21 protein-coding genes and 2 pseudogenes are annotated in these 20,792 nt (G+C 72.2%); 11 read left to right on the plus strand and 12 right to left on the minus strand.

All coding sequences use genetic code 11. From position 1 onward, the window contains the following. Positions 1-163: 163 nt before the first annotated feature. A complete protein-coding gene (locus tag ACWC0C_RS26360; protein ID WP_450866249.1) occupies positions 164-859 on the plus strand; it encodes a DUF4232 domain-containing protein in 696 nt (231 codons plus the stop codon). A 199-nt stretch (positions 860-1,058) separates the two neighbouring features. Next, complete coding sequence (locus ACWC0C_RS26365; protein WP_450866251.1) at positions 1,059-2,297, plus strand: hypothetical protein; 1,239 nt, start codon at positions 1,059-1,061, stop codon at positions 2,295-2,297. A 61-nt stretch (positions 2,298-2,358) separates the two neighbouring features. Here the strand turns inward: ACWC0C_RS26365 and ACWC0C_RS26370 are convergent, their stop codons facing one another. The 3 genes and pseudogenes from ACWC0C_RS26370 to ACWC0C_RS26380 all read right to left on the minus strand — a co-directional run bounded on the left by ACWC0C_RS26370 (position 2,359) and on the right by ACWC0C_RS26380 (position 6,046). Beyond that, entirely contained in the window at positions 2,359-3,621 is a 1,263-nt protein-coding gene (locus ACWC0C_RS26370; RefSeq protein ID WP_450866413.1) for an RICIN domain-containing protein, read from the minus strand. A gap of 437 nt (positions 3,622-4,058) precedes the next feature. Further along, positions 4,059-4,845, minus strand: a pseudogene (locus ACWC0C_RS26375) (hydrolase); the annotation flags it as partial. 301 nt (positions 4,846-5,146) lie between these two features. Then, entirely contained in the window at positions 5,147-6,046 is a 900-nt protein-coding gene (locus tag ACWC0C_RS26380; protein WP_450866252.1) for a helix-turn-helix domain-containing protein, read from the minus strand. 74 nt (positions 6,047-6,120) lie between these two features. On the opposite strand from ACWC0C_RS26380, the gene ACWC0C_RS26385 reads away from it, so the two are divergent. Beyond that, positions 6,121-6,930: a phytanoyl-CoA dioxygenase family protein gene (locus ACWC0C_RS26385; RefSeq protein ID WP_450866254.1), complete on the plus strand. Its 810-nt coding sequence runs from the start codon at positions 6,121-6,123 to the stop codon at positions 6,928-6,930. Between the two features lie 28 nt (positions 6,931-6,958). Here ACWC0C_RS26385 and ACWC0C_RS26390 read toward each other — a convergent pair whose 3' ends face one another. Beyond that, positions 6,959-7,927 (minus strand): aldo/keto reductase, encoded by a 969-nt coding sequence (locus ACWC0C_RS26390; RefSeq protein WP_450866255.1) that lies wholly within the window; start codon positions 7,925-7,927, stop codon positions 6,959-6,961. 158 nt (positions 7,928-8,085) lie between these two features. Here ACWC0C_RS26390 and ACWC0C_RS26395 point away from each other — a divergent pair. Both ACWC0C_RS26395 and ACWC0C_RS26400 read left to right on the plus strand, forming a co-directional pair. After that, positions 8,086-8,265 (plus strand): annotated as a pseudogene (locus ACWC0C_RS26395) (endo alpha-1,4 polygalactosaminidase); the annotation flags it as partial. 198 nt (positions 8,266-8,463) lie between these two features. Continuing rightward, the gene (locus ACWC0C_RS26400) at positions 8,464-9,321 is read left to right on the plus strand and encodes a hypothetical protein (RefSeq protein WP_449193935.1); all 858 of its coding nucleotides are present in this window, start codon (positions 8,464-8,466) and stop codon (positions 9,319-9,321) included. On the opposite strand, the gene ACWC0C_RS26405 is transcribed toward ACWC0C_RS26400, so the two are convergent. Continuing rightward, a complete protein-coding gene (locus ACWC0C_RS26405) occupies positions 9,318-9,842 on the minus strand; it encodes a flavoprotein (protein WP_450866256.1) in 525 nt (174 codons plus the stop codon). The two genes, ACWC0C_RS26400 and ACWC0C_RS26405, sit on opposite strands and share 4 nt — an antisense overlap. Before the next feature lie 25 nt (positions 9,843-9,867). After that, complete coding sequence (locus tag ACWC0C_RS26410) at positions 9,868-10,326, minus strand: nuclear transport factor 2 family protein (protein ID WP_450866258.1); 459 nt, start codon at positions 10,324-10,326, stop codon at positions 9,868-9,870. A 126-nt stretch (positions 10,327-10,452) separates the two neighbouring features. Between ACWC0C_RS26410 and ACWC0C_RS26415 the strand changes: the two genes are divergently transcribed. Further along, positions 10,453-11,040: a TetR/AcrR family transcriptional regulator gene (locus ACWC0C_RS26415; RefSeq protein WP_450866260.1), complete on the plus strand. Its 588-nt coding sequence runs from the start codon at positions 10,453-10,455 to the stop codon at positions 11,038-11,040. Here the strand turns inward: ACWC0C_RS26415 and ACWC0C_RS26420 are convergent. The 3 genes from ACWC0C_RS26420 to ACWC0C_RS26430 form a co-directional block, all read right to left on the minus strand. Next, the gene (locus ACWC0C_RS26420; protein ID WP_449193931.1) at positions 11,015-11,215 is read right to left on the minus strand and encodes a ferredoxin; all 201 of its coding nucleotides are present in this window, start codon (positions 11,213-11,215) and stop codon (positions 11,015-11,017) included. The two genes, ACWC0C_RS26415 and ACWC0C_RS26420, sit on opposite strands and share 26 nt — an antisense overlap. A 12-nt stretch (positions 11,216-11,227) precedes the next feature. Continuing rightward, positions 11,228-12,457, minus strand: a complete 1,230-nt coding sequence (locus ACWC0C_RS26425; RefSeq protein ID WP_450866261.1) for a cytochrome P450 — start codon at positions 12,455-12,457, stop codon at positions 11,228-11,230. Positions 12,458-12,626: 169 nt separating this feature from the next. Next, entirely contained in the window at positions 12,627-13,085 is a 459-nt protein-coding gene (locus ACWC0C_RS26430) for a nuclear transport factor 2 family protein (RefSeq protein WP_450866263.1), read from the minus strand. Positions 13,086-13,278: 193 nt separating this feature from the next. Here ACWC0C_RS26430 and ACWC0C_RS26435 point away from each other — a divergent pair, with 193 nt between their 5' ends. Beyond that, on the plus strand, positions 13,279-13,728 hold the full coding sequence (locus tag ACWC0C_RS26435) for a nitroreductase family deazaflavin-dependent oxidoreductase (protein ID WP_450866265.1): 450 nt from the start codon (positions 13,279-13,281) through the stop codon (positions 13,726-13,728). Between the two features lie 79 nt (positions 13,729-13,807). Here ACWC0C_RS26435 and ACWC0C_RS26440 read toward each other — a convergent pair whose 3' ends face one another. Beyond that, entirely contained in the window at positions 13,808-14,830 is a 1,023-nt protein-coding gene (locus ACWC0C_RS26440; protein WP_450866266.1) for a cation diffusion facilitator family transporter, read from the minus strand. Positions 14,831-14,929: 99 nt separating this feature from the next. On the opposite strand from ACWC0C_RS26440, the gene ACWC0C_RS26445 reads away from it, so the two are divergent. Then, positions 14,930-15,946: a glutathione S-transferase family protein gene (locus ACWC0C_RS26445; protein ID WP_450866268.1), complete on the plus strand. Its 1,017-nt coding sequence runs from the start codon at positions 14,930-14,932 to the stop codon at positions 15,944-15,946. A gap of 28 nt (positions 15,947-15,974) precedes the next feature. After that, positions 15,975-16,298: a DUF4235 domain-containing protein gene (locus tag ACWC0C_RS26450; protein ID WP_449193925.1), complete on the plus strand. Its 324-nt coding sequence runs from the start codon at positions 15,975-15,977 to the stop codon at positions 16,296-16,298. Here ACWC0C_RS26450 and ACWC0C_RS26455 read toward each other — a convergent pair. Both ACWC0C_RS26455 and ACWC0C_RS26460 read right to left on the minus strand, forming a co-directional pair. Continuing rightward, a complete protein-coding gene (locus tag ACWC0C_RS26455; protein ID WP_449193924.1) occupies positions 16,285-16,749 on the minus strand; it encodes a pyridoxamine 5'-phosphate oxidase family protein in 465 nt (154 codons plus the stop codon). The two genes, ACWC0C_RS26450 and ACWC0C_RS26455, sit on opposite strands and share 14 nt — an antisense overlap. 44 nt (positions 16,750-16,793) lie before the next feature. After that, complete coding sequence (locus tag ACWC0C_RS26460) at positions 16,794-17,513, minus strand: TetR/AcrR family transcriptional regulator (RefSeq protein ID WP_450866270.1); 720 nt, start codon at positions 17,511-17,513, stop codon at positions 16,794-16,796. Positions 17,514-17,637: 124 nt separating this feature from the next. On the opposite strand from ACWC0C_RS26460, the gene ACWC0C_RS26465 reads away from it, so the two are divergent. Both ACWC0C_RS26465 and ACWC0C_RS26470 read left to right on the plus strand, forming a co-directional pair. Then, positions 17,638-19,140, plus strand: coding sequence for an APC family permease (locus tag ACWC0C_RS26465; RefSeq protein WP_450866272.1), 1,503 nt, complete (start codon positions 17,638-17,640; stop codon positions 19,138-19,140). 18 nt (positions 19,141-19,158) lie between these two features. Further along, positions 19,159-20,784: an amidohydrolase gene (locus ACWC0C_RS26470; protein WP_450866273.1), complete on the plus strand. Its 1,626-nt coding sequence runs from the start codon at positions 19,159-19,161 to the stop codon at positions 20,782-20,784. Positions 20,785-20,792 lie beyond the last annotated feature (8 nt).

A 20,792-nucleotide genomic window follows, 5' to 3' on the forward strand; every position in this document is an offset into this window, starting at 1 on the left:
GCGTGGGGCCAGGATGCCTGCCGACGGTCACGATGGGGAAAAGAACCCTGCGTGTGCCGAACTTTTCCGGCGCTGCGCGCATCGGAGTGGGATGACGGTGCACTCGGCGCCGTAAGGCACGCGGTCCGTCGCGTGCCGTGACCAACCAGGAGTGTTGAGCGACATGGTGTACACACCCCGGTCCGCGCGGCACGGGGCCCTGCTCGTGGGCACGGTCGCCGTGCTGGGCCTCCTGACCGCCTGTGGCAACGGCCATGACGTCCACAGCAGCCCACCGCTGACGGCCTCCGGTACGGCCGCGCCGGCGACGGGCGGCACGACGAGCCCGGCGTCCGGCTCATCGGCCCCGGCCGCCACCGCCACCGGTGGCGCCGCCTCGTCGTCCGCCGGCAAGGCGACCATCTCCGCGAGCGGCGGCGCTACGACCACGGCCGCGGCGCGCGCCCGCTGCCACACCTCCGAACTGCGGGCCTCGGTGGGCCGCAACGACCCGGGCGCCGGCCAGGAGAACTTCCCGGTCGTGCTGACCAACAAGTCCGGCCGGTCCTGCACCGTGCGCGGCTATCCGGGCGCGGCGTTCGTGAACGCCTCCGGCACCCAGCTCGGCGCGGACCCCAAGCGTGAGTCCGGCTCCCCGACGACGATCACCCTCGGGCCGGGACAGAGCGCCTGGGCCGGGCTGACCTTCTCCAACCCCGGTGTCAGCGGCGCCAAGACGGCCACACCGGCCGCCCTGGTGGTCACGCCCCCGGACGAGCGTGACGCGCTGAAGGTCGCCTGGGCGGGCGGAGCGGTCCCCGTCTCCGGGAACTCCTCGTCCGTCTTCCTGTCGGTGTTCAGTCCCGGCACCGCTCCCTGACCTGCCCGTACCCCACCCCCGCGGACCCCGCTGTCCCTCCCCCGGGCAGCGGGGTTCGTCATGCTCCCGCCACAACTGTCACAGGACGGCAACAGCCGCGGCAGGCCCCGATCTTTCTCCCCGCACCCGTCATCGAACCCGGCGACCCACACCGCTGAGCAGGCCCCGCAGGGGCCGTGACAAGGAAATCGGGGACAAGATGAGCGGGATCTCACGCAGGCGGGTGCTGACGGCGGGCGCGGCGGCGGGCGCCCTGGGCGCGCTGACCGCGTGCTCCTCCGGCACCGGCCTCTCGGTCGGCGGCCCGGCGGACGGCAAGGGCACCGCCCAGGCGCGGCCGGTGAAGCCCATCGGCGACGGCTCCACGGCCGACACCGGAGCCCAGCCGCACCAGCCGAAGCCCGAGCGGCTGAAGCCGGGCCAGAAGCCGCCGCAGTTCGTGGTGTTCTCCTGGGACGGCGCGGGGGAGCTGAGCAACCAGCTGTTCTCCCGGTTCCGCAAGGTCGCCGCCGACCACGGCGCCAAGATGACCTTCTTCCTCAGCGGCATCTACGCGCTGCCCGAGTCCAAGAAGCACCTGTACCGTCCGCCGCAGCACGCGGTCGGCGCCTCCGACATCGGCTACCTCGCCGACCGGCACATCCACGCCACCCTCCAGCAGGTGCGCGCGGCCTGGCTGGAGGGCCATGAGATAGGCACCCACTTCAACGGGCACTTCTGCGGCCCGACCGGGGTGCGCAACTGGTCCCCGGCCGAGTGGCGCAGCGAGATCGACCAGGCGATGGCCTTCGTCACCCAGTGGAAGACCAACACCGGTTTCACCGACCTGGAGCCGCTCCCCTTCGACTACCGCAAGGAGCTGATCGGCGGCCGCACCCCCTGCCTGGAGGGCCAGTCGAACCTGCTGCCCACGGCCGCGGCGCTCGGCTGGAAGTACGACGCCAGCTCCCCGGGCGGACTCCAGATCTGGCCGGGCAAGGTGCAGGGCGGCAAGATCTGGGACTTCCCGCTGCAGTCCATACCGTTCCCCGGGCACAAGTTCCCGGTGCTGTCGATGGACTACAACATCATGTACAACCAGTCCGGCGGCAACCCGACGGGCGACCGCGCCCAGTACGACGTCTGGCGCTCCCAGGCCCGCGACGCCTATGTCGCCGGTTTCCGGCGGGCGTACGAGTCCAACCGCGCCCCCTTCTTCATCGGCAACCACTTCGAGCGCTGGAACGGCGGCATCTACATGGACGCCGTCGAGGAGGCGATCGGCAAGATGGCCGCGTACGGCGACGACGTGCGTTTCGTGTCGTTCAAGCAGCTCGTGGCCTGGCTGGAGGCGCAGGACCCGGCGGTGCTGCGCAAGATGCGCACGCTGGTTCCCGGGCAGGCCCCGGTGGGCGGTTGGGCGGAGTTCCTGGGCGCGGCGGGCAGCAAGGCGTCGTAGCGCGTTCGACTTCGTCAGTTTTCGTGGGCGGGCACCCCGTCACCACACCACCGTGGCTGAGTCAGCGGTGGTGCCACCCGCCGCCTCCGTAGCCCCCGCCGCCCCAGCCGCCTCCTCCGCAGTAGTACGGGTACGTGGAGCAGGGGTCGGTCGTGGCGGGCGGCGTCGGTGTGGGGAGGGACTCGGTCGCTGTCGGAGTCGGGCTCGGTGTCTGCGGCGGGGCGGTCTGGGAGGCCTTGGGGGTGGGTGTCGCCTCGGGGGCCCGGCGTGAAGTGGCGGGCGGCGCCGGGGCGTTGTCGCTGTCCCAGTTGACGTTCTGCATCTGCAGCTCGGGCTTGGCGGTGTCAACGGCCCAGCGCTGGGCGTCGCCGGGGGCGCGGGTCTTGAGGACCAGGGCGCCGGAGCCGTCGGTGGCGGCCGGGGTGAGGGCCAGGTCCTGGTTCCAGCGGGGTATCAGGGCGCCCTGGAGAGTGAAGTCGTAGCGGATGTTCCGGCCGGCCTTGCCGGTGGCGGAGCAGGGGGCGAGGCGGACCGAGTAGCCGAGGTGGGAGTCCAGGCACAGGCCGGGCGCGGCGGAGTTGCGCAACAGGCCGTCGGTCTCGTACGTCCACTGCTGGCTCGGTGTCGCGGAGCAGGTGACGAGTTCGGTCTCGGCGCCCTCGACGGCCTTCTTCCCCACGACTCCGACGCACAGGCCGGAGGCCAGGTTGTGCAGCCGGCCGTGCAGGGGGCCCTGACCGGCCGCGTTGGCACCGGCCCAGGAAGCGCCGGGACTTGCGGCGTCCTTGCCCGGCCCCGGAGAGGCGGACGCGCCGCCGGCCGGTGCCGTTCCGTCATCCGAGCCGAGCACCGACCACAGCACCAGGGGCAGGACGACCAGACCGCTGACGGTGACGACGGCCACCGCGAGATTACGGCGCCGCGCACGGCGGGCACGAGCAGCACGCTGGGCCGACCGGCCGGAGGGAATGGTTTCCCCGACGTCGCCCGCCGCTCCGGCGTCGGGGACGGAGGCACGGCGGCGCGAGGACCCGGCGGTGCTGTCGCGGCGGAGGGACCCGGCGGCGCCGTCCCGCTGCGTGAGCCCGGCGGAGCCATGGCGGCGGGTCACCTCGGCGAAGCCCTCCCCGCCGCCCGGTTCTGGGGTATCACCCCGATCCGCGGAACCGGTGGAGCCATGACGGCGTGCCGGTTCGGCGAAAGCGCTCCAGCCCGTCGCCTCGGCGAAGCCCTCCCCGCCGCCCGGCTCGGGGACATCACCCCGACCCGCGGAACCAGCAGAACCATGACGACGCGCAGGCTCGGCGAAAGCACTCCAACCCATCGCCTCGCCGGACTCGCCCCCGCCGGTCGGCTCGGGGACATCGCCCCAAGGCGCGAAACCAACGGAACCACCACGGCGCGCAGGCTCGGCGAAGGCGTTCCAGCCCTTCGCCTCGGCGGTTTCGTCACGACGCTCGGACTCGCCGCTACCGCCCGGGCGCGCGGGCTTGCCGGAGCCGCGGCGGCGCCCGGGTCCGGCGGAAGCGGCCCCGCCCGTCGAGTCGGCGGGACCATCCGGACGCGTGGACCGGGCGGAACCGCCACGGGGTGTCGACTCGGCGGAGCCCCCGCGGCGTGTCGAGTCGGAGGAACCCTCACGGCGTGGGGGCTCACCCGAGCCGTCCCGGCGCGGCGGGTCGGCGGGCAGGAAGGGCTCGCCGGACGGGGGTGCGACGGTCTCGGGCTGCGGGGCCGGTTCGGCCGACTGCTCGGGGCGGCTCGCCCGTGAGTCCAGGTAGGCGCGGGCGCCCCAGCCGAGGACCGCCTCGGCGAGGGCGAGCCCAAGTCCCGTGTTGAAGGCGGTGAGTTGGTCGGCGGTCCGGCTGCAGTGGTCGCAACGGCCCAGGTGTTCACGTAGATCCGGGTCGATGTCGATGCCGCCGCGCCGGAACGTCACGTCGAGCATGCGCAGATAGCGCCGGCACTCGGTCTCGGGGGCGAGTTCACGGTGGACCTGGAGGCACTCCTCGCGCAGCCGTTCCCGGGCCCGGTGGAGCTCGATGCGGGCGTCCTCCTGGTCCAGGCCGAGCAGGGCCGCGGGTACGGCGAGCGGTTCGGCCTCGACCTCGGTGTGCCACAGCACGGCGCGGGAGACCTGGGGCACCCGCTGGAACGCGCGGGAGAGCTGTCGCCGGCCGGGCGGCGGCAGCAGCCGGGCGGCGGCGCGCTCTCCCGTGGCGTCGGACCGCAGTGCCGGGTGGAGGAGCTCCTGGCGGCCGTCGGTGTCCCACTCCGCCGCGATCCGGCGGACGGCGACCAGTACATGGGGCCGCCAGGCGGCGGTCGGGCCGGCCTGCCGGAGCGATTCCCCGAAGAGCCGGGTGAAGGCGGCGGTGGTGAGCATGCCGGCGGCGCGCGTCCCGTCCGTGCACAACCGGGCGTAGGCGAAGGCCGCTTCCCAGTGCCGGTCGAGCAGTTCACCGACGGGATGGAGTGCGGGCGACGCTCCGGTCCACTTCTTCAGTTCGGCACTCAGTTGTTCGTCCGACGGGCCGGCCTCATTCACGACTGCATTCCTCCAGACGTGATACGGAAATTAGTCCATACCAAGCAGTATGGGAAGGTGGTGGGGCTGCTCGAACGTCCACCTGAGGCGGCTCTTTTGAAGCGTGGGGGGTGTACGGGGAGCGGCCTGGCGCATACAGCGGAAATGCTATGTGCCTGCGCGCCGACAGCGCACACCTTTGCACAGCCGCGCACGTCCGAACAAGAGATCTCTCGATTATCGACAATGACGTACGGCGCGCGGCGGTTCCTCACCGCCTTCCTTTATTGACTCACGGTCAGGCGAAATCCTTTGTCGTCCCTTATCGCCGTTCGCCCGCCCGGTACGCGCCGGGCGGCACGCCGTAACGCTCCCGGAAGACCCGGCTGAAGTGGAAGGGGCTGCCGAATCCGGAGGCCGCGGCCACCCGTTCCACGGTCAGGTCGGTGACCTCCAGGAGCCGGGCCGCGTGCCGCAGCCGTGCCTCGCGCAGGGCCCGCATCGGGGAACGGCCGGTGCGCAGGGTGAACAGGTGGGCGAACCGAGACGGGGACAGCGCGACGCTCCCGGCGAGCGAGCGGACGGTGTGCGGGGCACCGGGGTCGGCGGCGATCAACTCCTCGGCGCGGCGCACCCGGGCGTCGGCATCCGGTGCGGCCGGCGGTTTCCGGGGGCCGCCGACGGCGAGGAGGACTACCTCTTCCAGTGCGCACAGGGCGAGTTCCCGCACCAGGCTGCCGTGTGCCACGGCCACCGGGTCCGGCTCGCCCGGCACGCTCCCGACCGATCCGCGGGCGTCGGCGAGCATCCGGCCGAACGCCGCGTCGATCCGGGCGTACAGGGCGCCGGGTACGGACGGCACCGCGTACAGGCCGTCGGACACGGCGTGCGGCGCGAGCCAGGGCGTCCAGGACGGGCGGGCCTGGCAGTGCGCCCACCAGAAGCGCCAGTGCTCGGCGCCGGGCGCGACGGTGTAGCGGTGGGCGGTGCCCGGAGCGAGAACGACGAGGTCCCCGGCGCCGGCGCGGGTCCGGGCGGCACCCTGCCGGAGCAGTCCGCATCCGCCCAGCGTGAAGGTGAACAGCCAGCTGTCCGAGCCCCGGGGCCGGTTCACGCCGTAGCCCGGCCCCTGGTCGTAGCGGCCGGTCACCACAAGACCGGGCGGCGGGGACGGGTCGGCGGTGGCAGCCGTCACGGGCAGGTCGTCAGCACGCACAGGCATCCTCCCGTCAGGCGCATCGGCCTAGCGTGGCGACGCAACGGGTGAGTGACCACCGGATTTCCAGGAGCGGACACATGACAGCCACGGACAAAGACACCATCCTGCCCGAGGCGCTCCGGCAGCAGTTCGCAGACGACGGATTCATCGTCGTCCGGGGGCTGTTCGGCCGGGGCGAGACCGAGCGGCTGTGCGCCGCCTTCGCCGCGCTGCACGCGGCCGGTCCGGTGCCGGGACACTTCGCGCCCCGCCCGGCGGACCCGGATCCGCTGCGCCGCTATCCCCGCGTGATGCAGCCGCACGAATTCAGCCCGGTGGCACGGGAGTTCCTGCTGGACGCCCGGCTGCGGGCCGTGCTCGAAGTGCTGTTCGACGAGGAGGTGCTGGCCGCGCAGAGCATGTTCTACTTCAAGCCGCCGGGTGCGCGCGGGCAGGCGCTGCACCAGGACAACTTCTATCTCCGGGTCGAGCCGGGCACCTGTGTGGCGGCCTGGCTGGCCTGCGAGCCGATCGACCGGGACAACGGGGGTCTCGAGGTCGTCCAAGGTACGCACAGGATGGACCTGTTCTGTCCCGAACTCGCCGACGAGGGGCTGTCGTTCGCCCGCGAGTACGTTCCGCCCCCGGCGGGGCTGACCCCGACTCCCGTGGATCTGGCGCCGGGTGACGTGCTGTTCTTCAACGGCAGCATGGTGCACGGCTCCGGGCCCAATCGGACTACGGACCGGTTCCGGCGCTCGTTCATCGGGCACTATGTCGGCCGTTCGGCCGAGCGGATCGGGGCGTACTACCGGACGCTCTCGATGTCCGGGGAGCGGGTGCCGTTGGCGGAGAGCGTGGGAGCCGGTCCGTGCGGCACCGAGTTCGAACCGCACGGACCGCACTGAGCGCACTGAGCACCCCTCAAGGGGCCCTTCAGTGGCCGCTGATGGCACGGGGAGTGTAGGGCTGCTCCAGCTCCTCGATCTCCTTCTCCGTCAGTTCCAGGTCTACGGCCGCCGCCGCGTCCTCGATGTGGTGGGGCTTGGCGGCGCCCACGATCGGGGCCGCCACCGTGTGCCGGTGCAGCAGCCAGGCCAGGGCCACCTGGGCGCGGGGCACGCCCCGGTCGTTCGCGATGCGGGTGACGGCCTCGACGATCGAGCGGTCGCTCTCCAGGTACAGACGGCTGCCGAAGTTGTCGTTCGCGCTGCGCTCGGTGACCGTGCCCCAGTCGCGGGTGAGCCGGCCCCGGGCGAGCGGGCTCCACGGCAGCACGCCGACGCCCTGGTCCGCGCAGAGCGGCAGCATCTCCCGCTCCTCCTCGCGGTAGAGCAGGTTGTAGTGGTTCTGCATGGACACGAACTTCGTCCAGCCGTGCCGCTCCGCCGTGTACTGCAGCTTGGAGAACTCCCAGGCGTACATCGAACTCGCCCCGATGTAGCGGACCTTGCCCGCCTTGACCAGGTCGTGCAGCGCCTCCATCGTCTCCTCGACCGGAGTCGCGTGGTCGTAGCGGTGGATCTGGTAGAGGTCGACGTAGTCGGTGCCGAGGCGGCGCAGGCTGTGGTCGATCTCGGTCATGACGGCCTTGCGGGACAGCCCGGCCCCGTTGGGTCCCGGCCGCATCCGGCCGTTGACCTTGGTGGCCAGCACGATCTCGTCGCGGTTCGCGAAGTCGCGCAGGGCCTTGCCGACGATCTCCTCGCTGGTGCCGTCGGAGTAGATGTTGGCGGTGTCGAAGAAGTTGATGCCCGCCTCCAGCGCCTGCCGGATGAGCGGGCGGGACGCCTCCTCGTCGAGGGTCCACTCGTGGACGCCGCGGTCGGGCAGGCCGTAGGTCATGCAGCCCAGACAGATCCGCGACACGTCCAGGCCCGTCGAACCGAGCTTCACGTACTGCATCGTTGCTGCTCCCGCCTTCAGGACGATGGTCGGCAACGAGCCTACGACGTGGCCCCCGGCACCGACTTGACGACCAAGCAGGGGGACGCTTTGATCCCGACGCGTGCCGCGCCGGGCGTTCCCGAAGGACCGCAGGCGCCCTGGCAGCGACCCTGGTCATCATCCTTTCGGCGCTGGCCGGCTGCGGTTCCGGGGGCAAGGAGACGAACCGCTCGCGGAAGCCCGCCGCGGTGCGGCTGCCCCCGCGGGGTGCCGGGTTCGACTACCAGATCGGCGGCGCCTATCCCCCGCCGAAGGGCGTGCGGGTCGTCAGCCGCGACCGCTCCGACTCCCCCGCGGCCGACGCTACCGCCTTCCTGACTTTGCTGTCCCGGCACGCGCATTGGTGTTCACCCCCCGCGCCCCTTCGGGGGCTTGCGTTGGTACCCCTAGGTGACCGTCCGGCGTGGGATGCGGCGGATCGTCGTACCGTCGGCTCATCCTCGGCGCAGACGACCGGCATCCGGCCGGTCTCGGCCGCCCCGGAGGAAAACGCGGTGCCGACTCGTCCGACCACTCTGAGAACCCTGGCCGGAGCAGCGCTGCTGCCGCTGGCCCTTGTCACCCCCGCCTGGGGGCAATCCGCTCCCGCACCGGCTGCGACGCCCGAGACCCCGGCGACGCTGTGCGCGCTCGCCGGCACGCTGCAGGGGGCGCACGGTGAGCGGGCCGATGTCAGCCTGTGCGCGGACACCGGCTCGCCGAGATTCAACATCACGGCCCCGGCCACCTGCCGGATCGGCCGCACCCGGGTCCAGTACGCCTGTCGCACCGAGGGCACCTGGAAGGCCACCCGGTCCGGCAAGACCCTGGGCGCCGGAACACTGCCCGGCTCGGGCCTGTACCCGGGGCCGGGCACCTACGACCTCAGCGCCACCGTGCGCGTGCGGTCGACGCCCGCGGGTGTCGACCTGAAGGGCACGGTGCGGGCCACGGTGTCGCTGACCGCGCCCAAGGCGAAGGTCACGCACGCCGTCACCGTCGACAAGACCGTGCTCCGCCGCAACGCCACGACCACCGTGACCTACACGATCCGCCGGGACAGTGACGAGGGCGACGGCAACGCGCGGCTGGGGATGATCGGCCAGGAGGGCACCGGTGTGCGGATCGCCACGGCCGACAAGCGCTGTGTCAACCCGCTGGTGGGCCGGTACCCGGCGAAGGCCCGGCTGGCGCACTCCCTGGACTGCACGGTGACCGAGCTGCAGCCCGGCCACCCGGAGAAGCTGAAGGTGAGCTTCACCGTCGGGGCGAAGTGCTCCACGGTGGTCTCGAAGCTCGGCTACTGGGTGCCGAAGGGTCAGGACATGTTCACCGGGAACATGCTGGCGGGGCCGACGCTGACCTGCCGCTAGAGCAGATCCAGCGCCCTCTCCCAGGCGAAGTCCGGCCGGCCGCCGTCCGGCCGGACTTCGCCCGTGTACGGGTCACCGAAGCGGACGCCCATGCCGCGCAGCCGGGCCAGGCTGTCCTGGTAGGCGGGATGGGCGGCCAGCGCGTCGGCGACGCAGGGCAGGACGGCCACCGGTACGCCCAGGCCCGCGGCCTCGCACAGGGTGCCCAGCGCGAGGGTGTCGGCGATGCCGGCCGCCCACTTGTTGACGGTGTTGAAGGTGGCGGGTGCCACCACGACGGCGTCCGGCGGCGGGAAGGGGCGGGGGTCGGCCGGCGTGCGCCAGGCGGACCTGACCGGACGGCCCGTCTGTGCCTCCACGGCCCCGGTGTCGAAGAAGCCGGCCATTGCGACCGGAGTGGCGATGACGCCGACCTCCCAGTCCCGTTCCTGGGCCGCGGTGATCAGCTTGCTGACGCCCGCGGCGATCCCGGCCGCGCAGACGACGACGTAGAGGAAGGGCTTCTCGGCCTGTTCGGTCATCCGGGAACCCTACTGAACGGGAGTCTTACCGAAGCGGGAAGGACTGCCCTCGCTCGGCCTGCGGGCGCGGTCCGTGGATGCGGCGCTCCTTCTCCTCGATGGGTACGTCGTTGATGCTGGCCTCCCGCCGGGTCATCAGGCCGTGCTCGTCGAACTCCCACAGCTCGTTGCCGTAGGAACGCCACGACCGGCCGTCGGCGTCGCGGCACTCGTACTGGAAGCGGACGGCGATGCGGTTGCCGTCGAAGGCCCACAGGTCCTTGCGCAGCGCGTAGTCCAGCTCGCGCTGCCACTTGGCGGTCAGGAACGCGACGATCTCGGCGCGGCCGGTGACGAAGGTGTCGCGGTTGCGCCAGACCGAGTCCTCGGAGTAGGCGAGCGCGACCTTGTGCGGGTCGCGGGTGTTCCAGGCGTCCTCGGCGGCCTGGACCTTCCGGGCGGCGGTCTCGCGGGTGAACGGTGGCAGGGGCGGGCGGTCGTCCATGGTCTCCTCCTGGGTTCAGGAAGCAGTGGAGAACGATCGTTCTCCATGGGGCTGCTACAGTAGGAGAACGCTCGTTCTCTCGTCAAGGAGCGTCGTGGACCGCATCGAGGAGTGATGGTGTCGCCGATGGACAGCGCGGCCGCCCGCGAGAAGGCGCTCGACGCCGCCGAGGAGCTGTTCTACGCCCGCGGGGTGCAGTCCGTGGGCATGGACGAACTGCGCGGCGCCTCGGGCCTGTCGCTCAAACGCCTCTACCAGCTCTTCCCCGCCAAGGAGCAGCTCGTGGCGGCCTATCTGGCGCGGCGCGACGAGCGCTGGCGCGGGCGCCTCGCCGCGCATGTGGCACGGCAGCGGGATGCGCGGGAGCGGATCCCGGCCGTGTTCGACTGGCTGGAGGGCTGGTTCGGCGAGGCCGGCTTCCGCGGCTGCGCCTGGATCAACGCCTACGGCGAGCTGGGCGCCACCTCGGCCCTGGTGGCCGAGCAGGTGCGCGCACACAAGGAGGCGTTCCGGGACTATCTCGCCTCGCTCGTGGCGGAGGCCGGTCTGCCCGCCGCGCTCACCGGCCCCTTGTTCCTGCTGGCCGAGGGAGCCATGGTCACGGCGGGCATCACGGGCCGCACCGGTCCGGCGGCCGAGGCCCGCGAGGCGGCGCGGGCGCTGGTGGCGGCCGCCGGCCCGGGCGGGCTCAGCCGGCCGTCTCCGTCACCGTGATCGCGCCCACCGGGCAGGCGCGGGCCGCCTCCCGGACCATCGGGTCGCCCGCGCCGTCCTCGCGTCCGGGCAGCAGGGTGCTGAAGCCGTCGTCGTCCTGGGTGAAGACGCCCGGTGCCGCCAGCGCGCACTGGCCGGCGCCGATACAGACGTCCTTGTCGATGTCGATGTGCATGAGCAGAGCCTCTTACCAGGTCACGGGGAGTTCCAGCATCCCCTGGATCGTGTCGCCGCGCTTGAAGCGGATCTCCTCGGCCGGGACGGCCGGCCGCAGCCCCGGCAGCCGGGTCAGCAGGCTGCCCAGGGCGATCTCCAGCTCCGCGCGGGCCAGGTTCTGGCCCAGGCACTGGTGGATCCCGAAGCCGAACGCCACGTGGTGGCGGGTGGGGCGGTGGAAGTCCAGGGCGTCGGGGTCCTCGTACAGGGCGGGATCGCGGTTGATGACCGAGGTCGAGAAGAGCACGCCTTCGCCTGCGCGGATCGTGGTACCGGCGACGTCGATGTCCTCCAGCGCCACCCGCTGCATGCCCTCCGCGATGGACAGCATGCGCATCAGCTCCTCGACGGCGGCGGGCAGCAGCGCGGGGTCGGCGCGCAACTCCGCCAGCCGGTCAGGGTGCTGGAGCAGGGTGTAGGTGCCGAGGGAGATCATGTTGGCGGTCGTCTCATGGCCCGCGACCAGCAGGATGACGGCCAGTGACACCAGTTCGGCGCGGTCCAGGCTGCCCTCGCGCAGCTGGTGGTGAACGAGGTCGTCGAGGATGCCGTCGCCGGGGTCGGTCCGCTTCGCCTTCTCGTCGATGAGCCGTCCGAGGTAGTCGTCCAGGCGGTCGCGGGCGTCCTGGGTGTCGGCCGCCGTCGGGCCGCGCAGCAGCCGGCGGGACTGCTCCTCGAAGAACTCGTGGTCGTCGTACGGCACTCCGAGGAGGTCGCAGATCACCATGGACGGGACGGGCAGCGCGAAGGCGGAGACCAGCTCGGCGGGCGGCCCCTGCGCGATGATGGCGTCCAGCAACCCGTCCACGGTCCGCTGGATCCACGGCCGCAGCTCGGCCGCGCGCCTGACGGAGAACGACGGGATCATCATCCGCCGCTGCCGCTGGTGTTCGGGATCGTCCGTCCCGAGCAGGGCCACCCGGCGGTCGCGGGCGCCCGCGAAACGCTCGGAGGGCACGGGGAAGCCGGGACGGCGGCGGTCGCTGGAGAGACGGGGGTCGGCGAGCAGGGCGCGGGCGGTGGCGTGTGCGGTGACCGCCCAGACCTCGCGGCCGTCGAACAGAGTGACGCGGGACAGGGCTCGCCCGTCGCGCAACGGCTGGTATCCGGTGGGCGGGTGGTAGGGGCAGGTGCGGTCCTGTGGGAAGGCGACGGGGTCGGCCTGGTGCGCGGGGCCGGGGATGTCCGTCAGTTCCGTCATGGAAGACCTCGCAGACGAAGAAGTGCGTCGTGCCGATCTTCATTAGATGCCTCGGGCATCTATAGGTCGACGCCAAGTTCGGCCACTTCGCCGATCCGGGTGATCTGGCCGAAGAACAGGGGTCGGAGGGACGGATTCCGGCCGGACCGCTGCACGCCCCCACCACCGGTCAGGGGAGCCGGTGGCTCGCGGGGGAAGGGGCGAAGGCGCGTGCGACGGCGAGGCTGTCCTCGTACACGTGGTGCCGTACGACCAGACCGTCCCGGACGGTCAGGTGCAGGGCGAACCGGGCCGTGTAGGCGCGGCCGGTCGGTGCGGCCGTCTGCCGGATGACACCCAGCACGACGGCGTCCGCGCCGTCGGCCAGGATCTGCTCGATGCGGGTGTCCGCCCGCTCCGGCACGTGGTGCGCGGCCAGCTCCCGGAAGTGCGCGGCGGCGTCGGCGCGGCCGGAGCGGTGCCGGATCCACGGGGTGTCCGCGCGGCCGTGCTCCTCCTGCGGCCAGTCCAGGCGCCAGTCGCAACCGTCGGCGTACAGCTCGGCGATGCGCTCCGGATCGCCCTGGCCGATCCTGTGCAGCAGCTCCTCGACAACGGCGCGGGTCGACGGAACGTGGCTGGTCGTCATGGTGGATCGGCTCCGTGCGTGGGTAGGCGGTCGGGACGCGGACCACTGTGCCGCGCGCGCCGCCGTGGCGCGATTACCTCCGAGGTCATCACCCCCTCGGCCCAAGTCGTCCGCGCTACGGATGATTCGCGGTGCCACGGGTGTTGAATGCCGGTGGCAGACATCTGTCGGACCGACGAAGGGGACGGATCCCATGCCTCTTGAGGGCGAGTACGAGCCCAGCCCTGCGCAGTGGGTGCGCGAGCAGGTCGAGCTGTACGAGAGCTCCGGCGGGACGAAGGGCACGACACTCATGGACACCGGGCTGCCGGTCGTCGTGCTGACCACCCGGGGCGCGAAGAGCGGAAAGATCCGCAAGACGCCGCTGATGCGGGTGGAGCACGAGGGGGTGTATGCGGTGGTCGCCTCGCAGGGCGGGGCGCCCAAGCACCCGGTGTGGTACTTCAACGTCACCTCCGATCCGCATGTCGAGCTGCAGGACGGGCCGGTCAAGCGGGACATGAGGGCCCGTGAGGTCACCGGCGAGGAGAAGTCCCGGTGGTGGGAGCGGGCCGTCGCCGCGTACCCGCCGTACGCCGACTACCAGAACAAGACCTCGCGGGAGATCCCGGTCTTCGTGCTGGAGCCCCTCGACGAGAGCTGATTCGCGCCGGGAACCGGCCGGATTCAGAAAAATCCACGCCGGGCATGTGTGAACCCGCCTCGGGGCGGGCACCCGTGCGTCAGGCCCCGCCGCGTTCCCCCGTCGCGGCGGGGCTCTCGCGCGCCTCGCCCGCCGGCCGGTCGGTCACGTCCAGGAAGATCTGGTCGGCCTCGGGGAACTTCCGGGCCAGGGACCGCTTGATGCGTACGGCGACCTGCTCCACCCGTTCGCTGTCCAGGCCCGGCACCAGGTCGATGCGGGCGGCCACCAGAGTGGCGTCGAGGCCCATCTTCATCGTGAACAGCGCCTCCACGCTGTCGATCTCCGGCTGGCGCTCGAGCAGCGAGCGGATCCGGTCGCTCAACTCCGGGTCGGCAGCCTCGCCGATGAGCCGGTCGCGGGCGTCGCGGCCCAGACGGTAGGCGACGTAGACCAGCAGGACGCCGATGGCCAGTGAGGCGGACGCTTCCCACGCGACCTGCCCGGTCGCCATGTGCAGGCCCATCCCAGCGAGCGCGAGCGTCACACCGAGCACCGCCGTGCCGTCCTCGGCGATCACCGTGCGCAGCGCCGGGTCGTTCAGCGAGCCGGGGCCGCCGCCCTGCCGCCGCACCTGGTACAGGGCCCGCAGCAGGGAGAGGCCCTCGGCGACGAGGGCCACGCCCAGCACGATCAGGCCCGCGACATACCCGCTGAACGTCTCCTCGGTGCCCCGGCGCAGCGCCTCGGCGCCCTGGAAGAAGGAGAAGCAGCCGCCCATGACGAAGATGCCGACGGCGGCGAGGAGGGACCAGAAGAAGCGTTCCTTGCCGTAGCCGAAGGGGTGCCGTTTGTCCGCGGGGCGGCGGCTGCGGCGCAGCGCGGCCAGCAGGAACACCTCGTTGAAGCTGTCGGCGACGGAGTGCGCGGCCTCCGACAGCAGCGCGGGCGAGCCCGCGAGGACACCGCCGACGCCCTTGGCGACCGCGATCACGAGGTTGGCGGCGAGCGCCACGAGGACGGTGACCTTGGTGTGCCGGTCGGCCCTGGTGCCCGTACCGGCCGTTTCGCCGCGCTCTTCCCCGTTCTCCTGCTCGTTCTTCTGCTCGTTCTTCCCACTCACCTAACGCCGACTGCCCCCCGGCGGGCGGATCACACCGTGCGGCAGGCGGGAAACGGGGAACGCGTTGCCCGAGAGGCACCGGGCGTGCGAGGAGGAGACATGGGCGGCGACGGAAACCGTGCCTACGGGCACAAGGCGTTCACCCGGTCCAGGAGCCACTTCACCGACCGGATCACCGCCGACGGCCGCGACGGCTGGCCGGTGGTGGCGGGCCGCTACCGGCTGGTGGTCTCGCGTGCCTGCCCGTGGGCGAGCCGGGCGGTGATCTCGCGCCGGCTGCTCGGTCTGGAGGACGCGCTGTCGATGGCCGTGGCCGATCCGATCCAGGACGACCGCAGCTGGCGGTTCACCCTGGACCCGGACGGCCGGGACCCGGTGCTCGGCATCCGCTTCCTGAGCGAGGCCTACGACCGGCGCGAGACCGGATACCCGGGCGGGGTCAGCGTGCCCGCGGTCGTGGACGTGCCCAGCGGACGGCTGGTCACCAACGACTTCCAGCGGCTCACCCTGGACCTGGCCACCGAGTGGACGGCTCTGCACCGCACCGGCGCGCCCGACCTGTACCCGGCCGGCCGGCGCGAGGAGATCGACCGGGTGATGGCCGAGGTGTACGAGGACGTGAACAACGGTGTGTACCGGGCCGGGTTCGCCACGCACCAGAAGGAGTACGAGGAGGCGTGCGCGGGTGTCTTCCGGCGGCTGGAACTGCTCGCCGGGCGGCTGGCCGGACAGCGGTATCTGGTCGGCGACACCCTCACCGAGGCGGACATCCGGCTGTTCACCACGCTGGTCCGGTTCGACGCCGTCTACCACGGGCACTTCAAGTGCAACCGCTGGAAGCTGGCGGAGAACCCGGTGCTGTGGGCGTACGCCAGGGACCTGTTCCAGACACCCGGGTTCGGTGACACGGTCGACTTCGACCACATCAAGCGGCACTACTACCAGGTGCACAGCGGCATCAACCCCACCGGCATCGTGCCTCTCGGCCCCGATCTCGCCGGCTGGCTGACTCCGCACCACCGCGAGGACCTGGGCGGACGCCCCTTCGGGGACGGTACCCCGCCGGGACCGGTGGCCGCTGGCGAACGGGTGGCCGCCGGGGGACGGCCCGCATGAGGGCCGTCCGGCGAGGAAGATGTCACACATGGCCAAGACAAAGAAGAAGAAGCTTCCCTTCGTCTACCAGCCGATCGGTCTCGTGCTCAGCTGGGCGAGCGGCGCGTTGGCCGGTATCGCCTTCCGGAAGGCGTGGACGGTGCTCCGGCACGAGGAGGAGGCGCCGGATGCGCTGGACCAGGACCGGGGGTGGGGGGAGATCCTGTTGGCGGCGGCGGTGCAGGGGGCGATCTTCGCGGTGGTGCAGAGTGCGGTTCACCGCGCGGGGGCGCGGGCCATTGCCCGGTCTACGGGGGTTTGGCCTGTGGCCTCCAAGGAGCAGCACCGCCCCGCGCCCCTCACGGGGCGCTGAGCCACTCCCCGTCGCGCATCAACTCCCGGCCCTTCAGTTCGTTCGCCTCGCGCCAGGCCTGGACGCGTCGCGGGAGGATCCTGAAGTACAGGTAGTGGGTGGTGAGTTGGCGGGGGTCGAAGCCGGTCTTGCCGGCGAAGACCTCGGCGTCCTCCTCGGGGAGGTCCTCCGGGGTCACCGCCTGGGCGGTGCCCTCGATCATGACGACGTCCCGGGTCGGGCCGAGGCCCAGGCGGGCCCGGCCCGTGGTCACGAGGTTGCGGCCGGTGGGGCTCTCGGCCGGGGTGGCGATCAGCACGGTGGCGCCGTCCCACACGAAGGACAGCGGCACGAGATAGGGGGCACCGCCGTCGGGGCCGGCGGTGGCGACCCAGACGTCGACGTCGTTCTCCAGCCGGTGGAGGGTGTCCTTCTTGCGGTCTGCGAAGGTGCGGGCGGGCGGTGGGGTCATGGCGTACGGCCTCCTCGGGATACGGATCCCGTCCAGTGTGGCCGTCAGCCCCGGCTCCCCGCACGAACGTGATCAAGGCGTGTCCGGGCGGCCTCCAGGAGCAGTTCGAGGGCGGCCGGGTAGGAGCTGGAGCGCATGGTGGCGACGAGGTGGGGTGCGGTGGCCGCGATGTGCGGGTGGGTGTCGGCGGGCAGCCGGCCGTAGGTGCCGCGCCACACCTCCGCCTCGGCCTCGCGCGCGGCCCGCGGCAGGGCGGTGCCCGCGGAGTCCAGGGCGCCGAAGGCGAGGGCCTGGTCGACGAACGCGTGGTAGATCCGCACCGCCTCCGGATCCGGGAACCCGGCCCCGCGCAACACGCCGAGCATGCTCTCCACGGCCTGGATCTCATGGGCGCGCCCGGTGACACGGTGGGCGCTAAGCATCGCCGCGCGGGGGTGCCGGAGAGCGCCGGCGTGCATGCGCAGGCCCAGATCGCGCAGGTCGGCCGCCCAGTCGCCGGTCGGCCGCCAGGTCCGCAGGGTCTGGCCGATCAGCTCGTCGGCGATGGCCAGCATCAGGTCGTCGGTGTGCCGGAAGTACCGGTAGAGGGAGCTGGGGTCGGCGCCGAGGGCCCGGCCGAGGCGGCGCACGGAGAGCGCGTCCGCGCCGTGCTCCTCGATCAGCCGCAGGGCGGTGGCGACGATCAGCTTTTCGGACAGCACGACGCCCTGTTTGGTGGGGCGGCGGCGCTGCCGGGCGGCGGGCGGGACGACTCGGTCGGTCATGGGGCCTCCCTGGTTCGTGCCCGGCACCTTATGACAACAGCGTTGACCTGTTAAGTACCCCGGCAGTTTCATGTCCGGTCACCGGGGCCGTCCAGGGCCCCGCGGTGCGAGCGGAGAACCGGCCATGAGCGACAGACCCCTCGGAGTGGATCCCCCTGCGCGGCCCGAGCTGCGCAGGTCCCTGAGCGTGGTGGACGGCATCGCCGTCGCCGCCTCCAGTACGGCCGCCACGACCAGCATCGGCATCGGCCTCGGGGTGACCGCGGGGGTGGTCGGCCCGCATCTGCCGGCCATCATGCTGCTGGCGTTCCTGCCCGTCCTCGGCATCGCCGGGGCCTACTCGCGGCTGAACCGGGTGGAGCCGAACGCGGGCAACGGCTATGTGTGGGTGGGCCGTTCGCTCAGCCCCTGGCTCGGCTTCATGGTGGGCTGGGTGAACTTCGTGGCGAGCGTGGCCTTCCTCGCCTACACCACGGCGGTCACCGGCTCGGCGCTGCTCCAGCTGGCCGGGGAGGCGGGTCTGCACCGGGTCGGCTCGCTCGGCCTCGATCCGGGCTCGACCGCGCAGACGACGGCGGTGGGGATCGTCGTCCTGGTCGCGGTCACCCTGACCGCCGTGACCGGTGTCCGCACGGCGGCCCGGCTGCAGACCGGGCTGCTGGTCTTCGAGTACGCCGTCCTGCTCGCGTTCTGCGGCTACGGCATCGTCACCGGACCGCACTCCTTCAGCCTCTCCTGGTTCGACCCGTTCGCGATCCCCTCGGCGACCGCGCTGGCACAGGGCCTGCTGCTGTCGGTGTTCTGCTACTGGGGTTTCGAGGCGGCGTTCACCGTCAACGAGGAGGTGCGCGACCCCCGGGACGCCTCCCGGGCCGGGACCATCACCCTGGTGACGATGCTCGGACTGTTCCTGCTGGGTTCGGTCGCCTTCCAACGGGTGCTTTCTCAGGGTGAGTTGGCGGGTCATGGCGCGCAGGGCCTCGCGTACTACGGGGACCGGCTGGCCGACCGGCCGCTGGCGGCGCTGCCGCTGGTCGCCCTGATGTTCTCGGCGGTGGCCTCGCTGCAGGCCGGGGTCATCCCGACGGCGCGCGGGATGTTCGCGATGAGCCGGGACCATACCCTCGGACCGGTGTGGTCCAGGATCAGTACCCGGTACGGGACTCCGGCGGCCGGGACGCTGCTGATCGGGGCGCTGGCCGTCGTGGTGGCGGCGGGCGCGCTGGTGATCCCGCGGCTCGCCGACATGATCGACGCGATCGTGAACGCGGTCGGCATCGTCGTCGCCCTGTCCTACGCGCTGACCGCACTCGCGGCGGCCGTACGTTTCCGCGCCCTGCTGCGGGAGGACTGGCGGCAGGGTGTCCGGGCGGTGCTGCTGCCCACGCTCAGCGCGCTGGCCCTGCTGGGCCTCGGCGGCTACCTCGGCTGGTCCTTCTACGACTCCGCCGACCATCTGGAACTCCGCGCGGACAACGGCTGGTTCCTGCTGCTGATGCCGGTCGCGATGATCGCGTCCGGGTTCGCGGTGGCCGCGTGGGCGAAGTGGGTGCGCAGGTCGCCCTACTTCCGCACCGGCGCGGGCACCGACGCCGACGCGCCCGAGCTGCTCACCACCTCCAACTGACCGACCAGGAAAGGCATCATGCACGCTGATCTGCTGTTCACCGGCGGCCCCGTCCTCACGCCCGAGGGCCGTACCGCGACCGCCGTGGCCGTCACGGGCGGCCGTGTCACCGCCGTCGGCGGGGACGAGCTGCGGGACCTGGCCGGCCCGCGCACGCAGGTGGTAGACCTCGCCGGACGGCTGCTGCTGCCCGGCTTCCAGGACGCGCACGTCCATCCGGTGCCGGCGGGCCTGGAGCTGGCCCAGTGCGATCTGTCCGCCGCGACGACGGCCGAGGAGACCGTGGCCGCCGTACGGGCGTACGCCGACGCCCGTCCGGAGCGGGAGTGGATCCTGGGCGGCGGGTGGTCGATGGAGGCGTTCGCGGGCGGTACGCCGACGAAGGAGCTGCTGGACGCGGTGGTACCGGACCGGCCGGTGTATCTGCCGAACCGGGACCACCACGGCGCCTGGGTCAACAGCCGGGCGCTCGAGTTGGCCGGCATCGACCGGGACACGCCCGACCCGGCTGACGGGCGGATCGAGCGGAATGCCGCCGGGGAGCCGAGCGGCACGCTCCAGGAGGGTGCGATGCAGCTGGTCGGCCGGCTCACCCCACCCGCCACCCAGGCCGACCGGCTGGCCGCGCTGCTGCACGCCCAGCGGCATCTGCACACGCTCGGCATCACCGCCTGGCAGGACGCGCTGGTCGGTGACTTCCTCGGCATGGACGACCCGGCCGGGGCGTATCTCACGGCGGCGCGGGACGGTTCGCTCACCGCGCGGGTCGTGGGCGCGCTGTGGTGGGACCGGGAGCGCGGGGCCGAGCAGATCCCCGAACTCGTGGAGAAGCGGGCGGCGTTGAGCCATGGCCGGTTCCGGGCGGGCACGGTGAAGCTGATGCTGGACGGGGTCGCCGAGAACGGTACGGCCGCGCTGCTCGACCCCTATCTGGACAAGTGCGGGTGCGCGACCGCCAACCACGGCAAGAGCTTCATCGACCCGGCCCAACTACCCAAGTACGTCACCGAGTTGGACGCCCTCGGTTTCCAGTGTCACTTCCACGCGCTGGGCGACCGGGCCGTACGCGACGCGCTGGACGCGGTCGAGGCGGCCCGCGCCGCGAACGGGCCCGGCGACACCCGGCCGCACCTCGCCCACCTCCAGGTCGTGCACCCGGACGACGTCCCCCGGTTCGCGCGGCTCGGCGCCACCGCGAACATCCAACCGCTGTGGGCCGCGCACGAGCCGCAGATGGACGAGCTGACGATCCCCTTCCTCGGGGCGCGGAGGGCCGCGTGGCAGTACCCCTTCGGGGCGCTGCTGCGGTCCGGGGCGCGGCTCGCGGCGGGCAGCGACTGGCCGGTGAGCAGCCCCGATCCGCTGCAGGGCATCCATGTCGCGGTCAACCGGGTCGAGCCGGGCGGCACCGGACCGGTGTTCCTGCCGCAGGAGCGGCTCACTCTCACGGACGCGCTGACGGCGTACACGGCCGGATCGGCGTACGTGAACCATCTGGACGACACCGGCCGGGTGGCCGTCGGCGCGCTCGCCGATCTGGTGGTGCTGGACCGCAACCCGTTCGCCGGGCCGCCGGAGGAGATCGCGGAGACGGCCGTGGCGCTCACCTATGTGGGGGGTGAGCGGGTGTACGGCGCCGGGTGACGTCCGTA

The organism is Streptomyces sp. NPDC001709 (assembly GCF_053596375.1).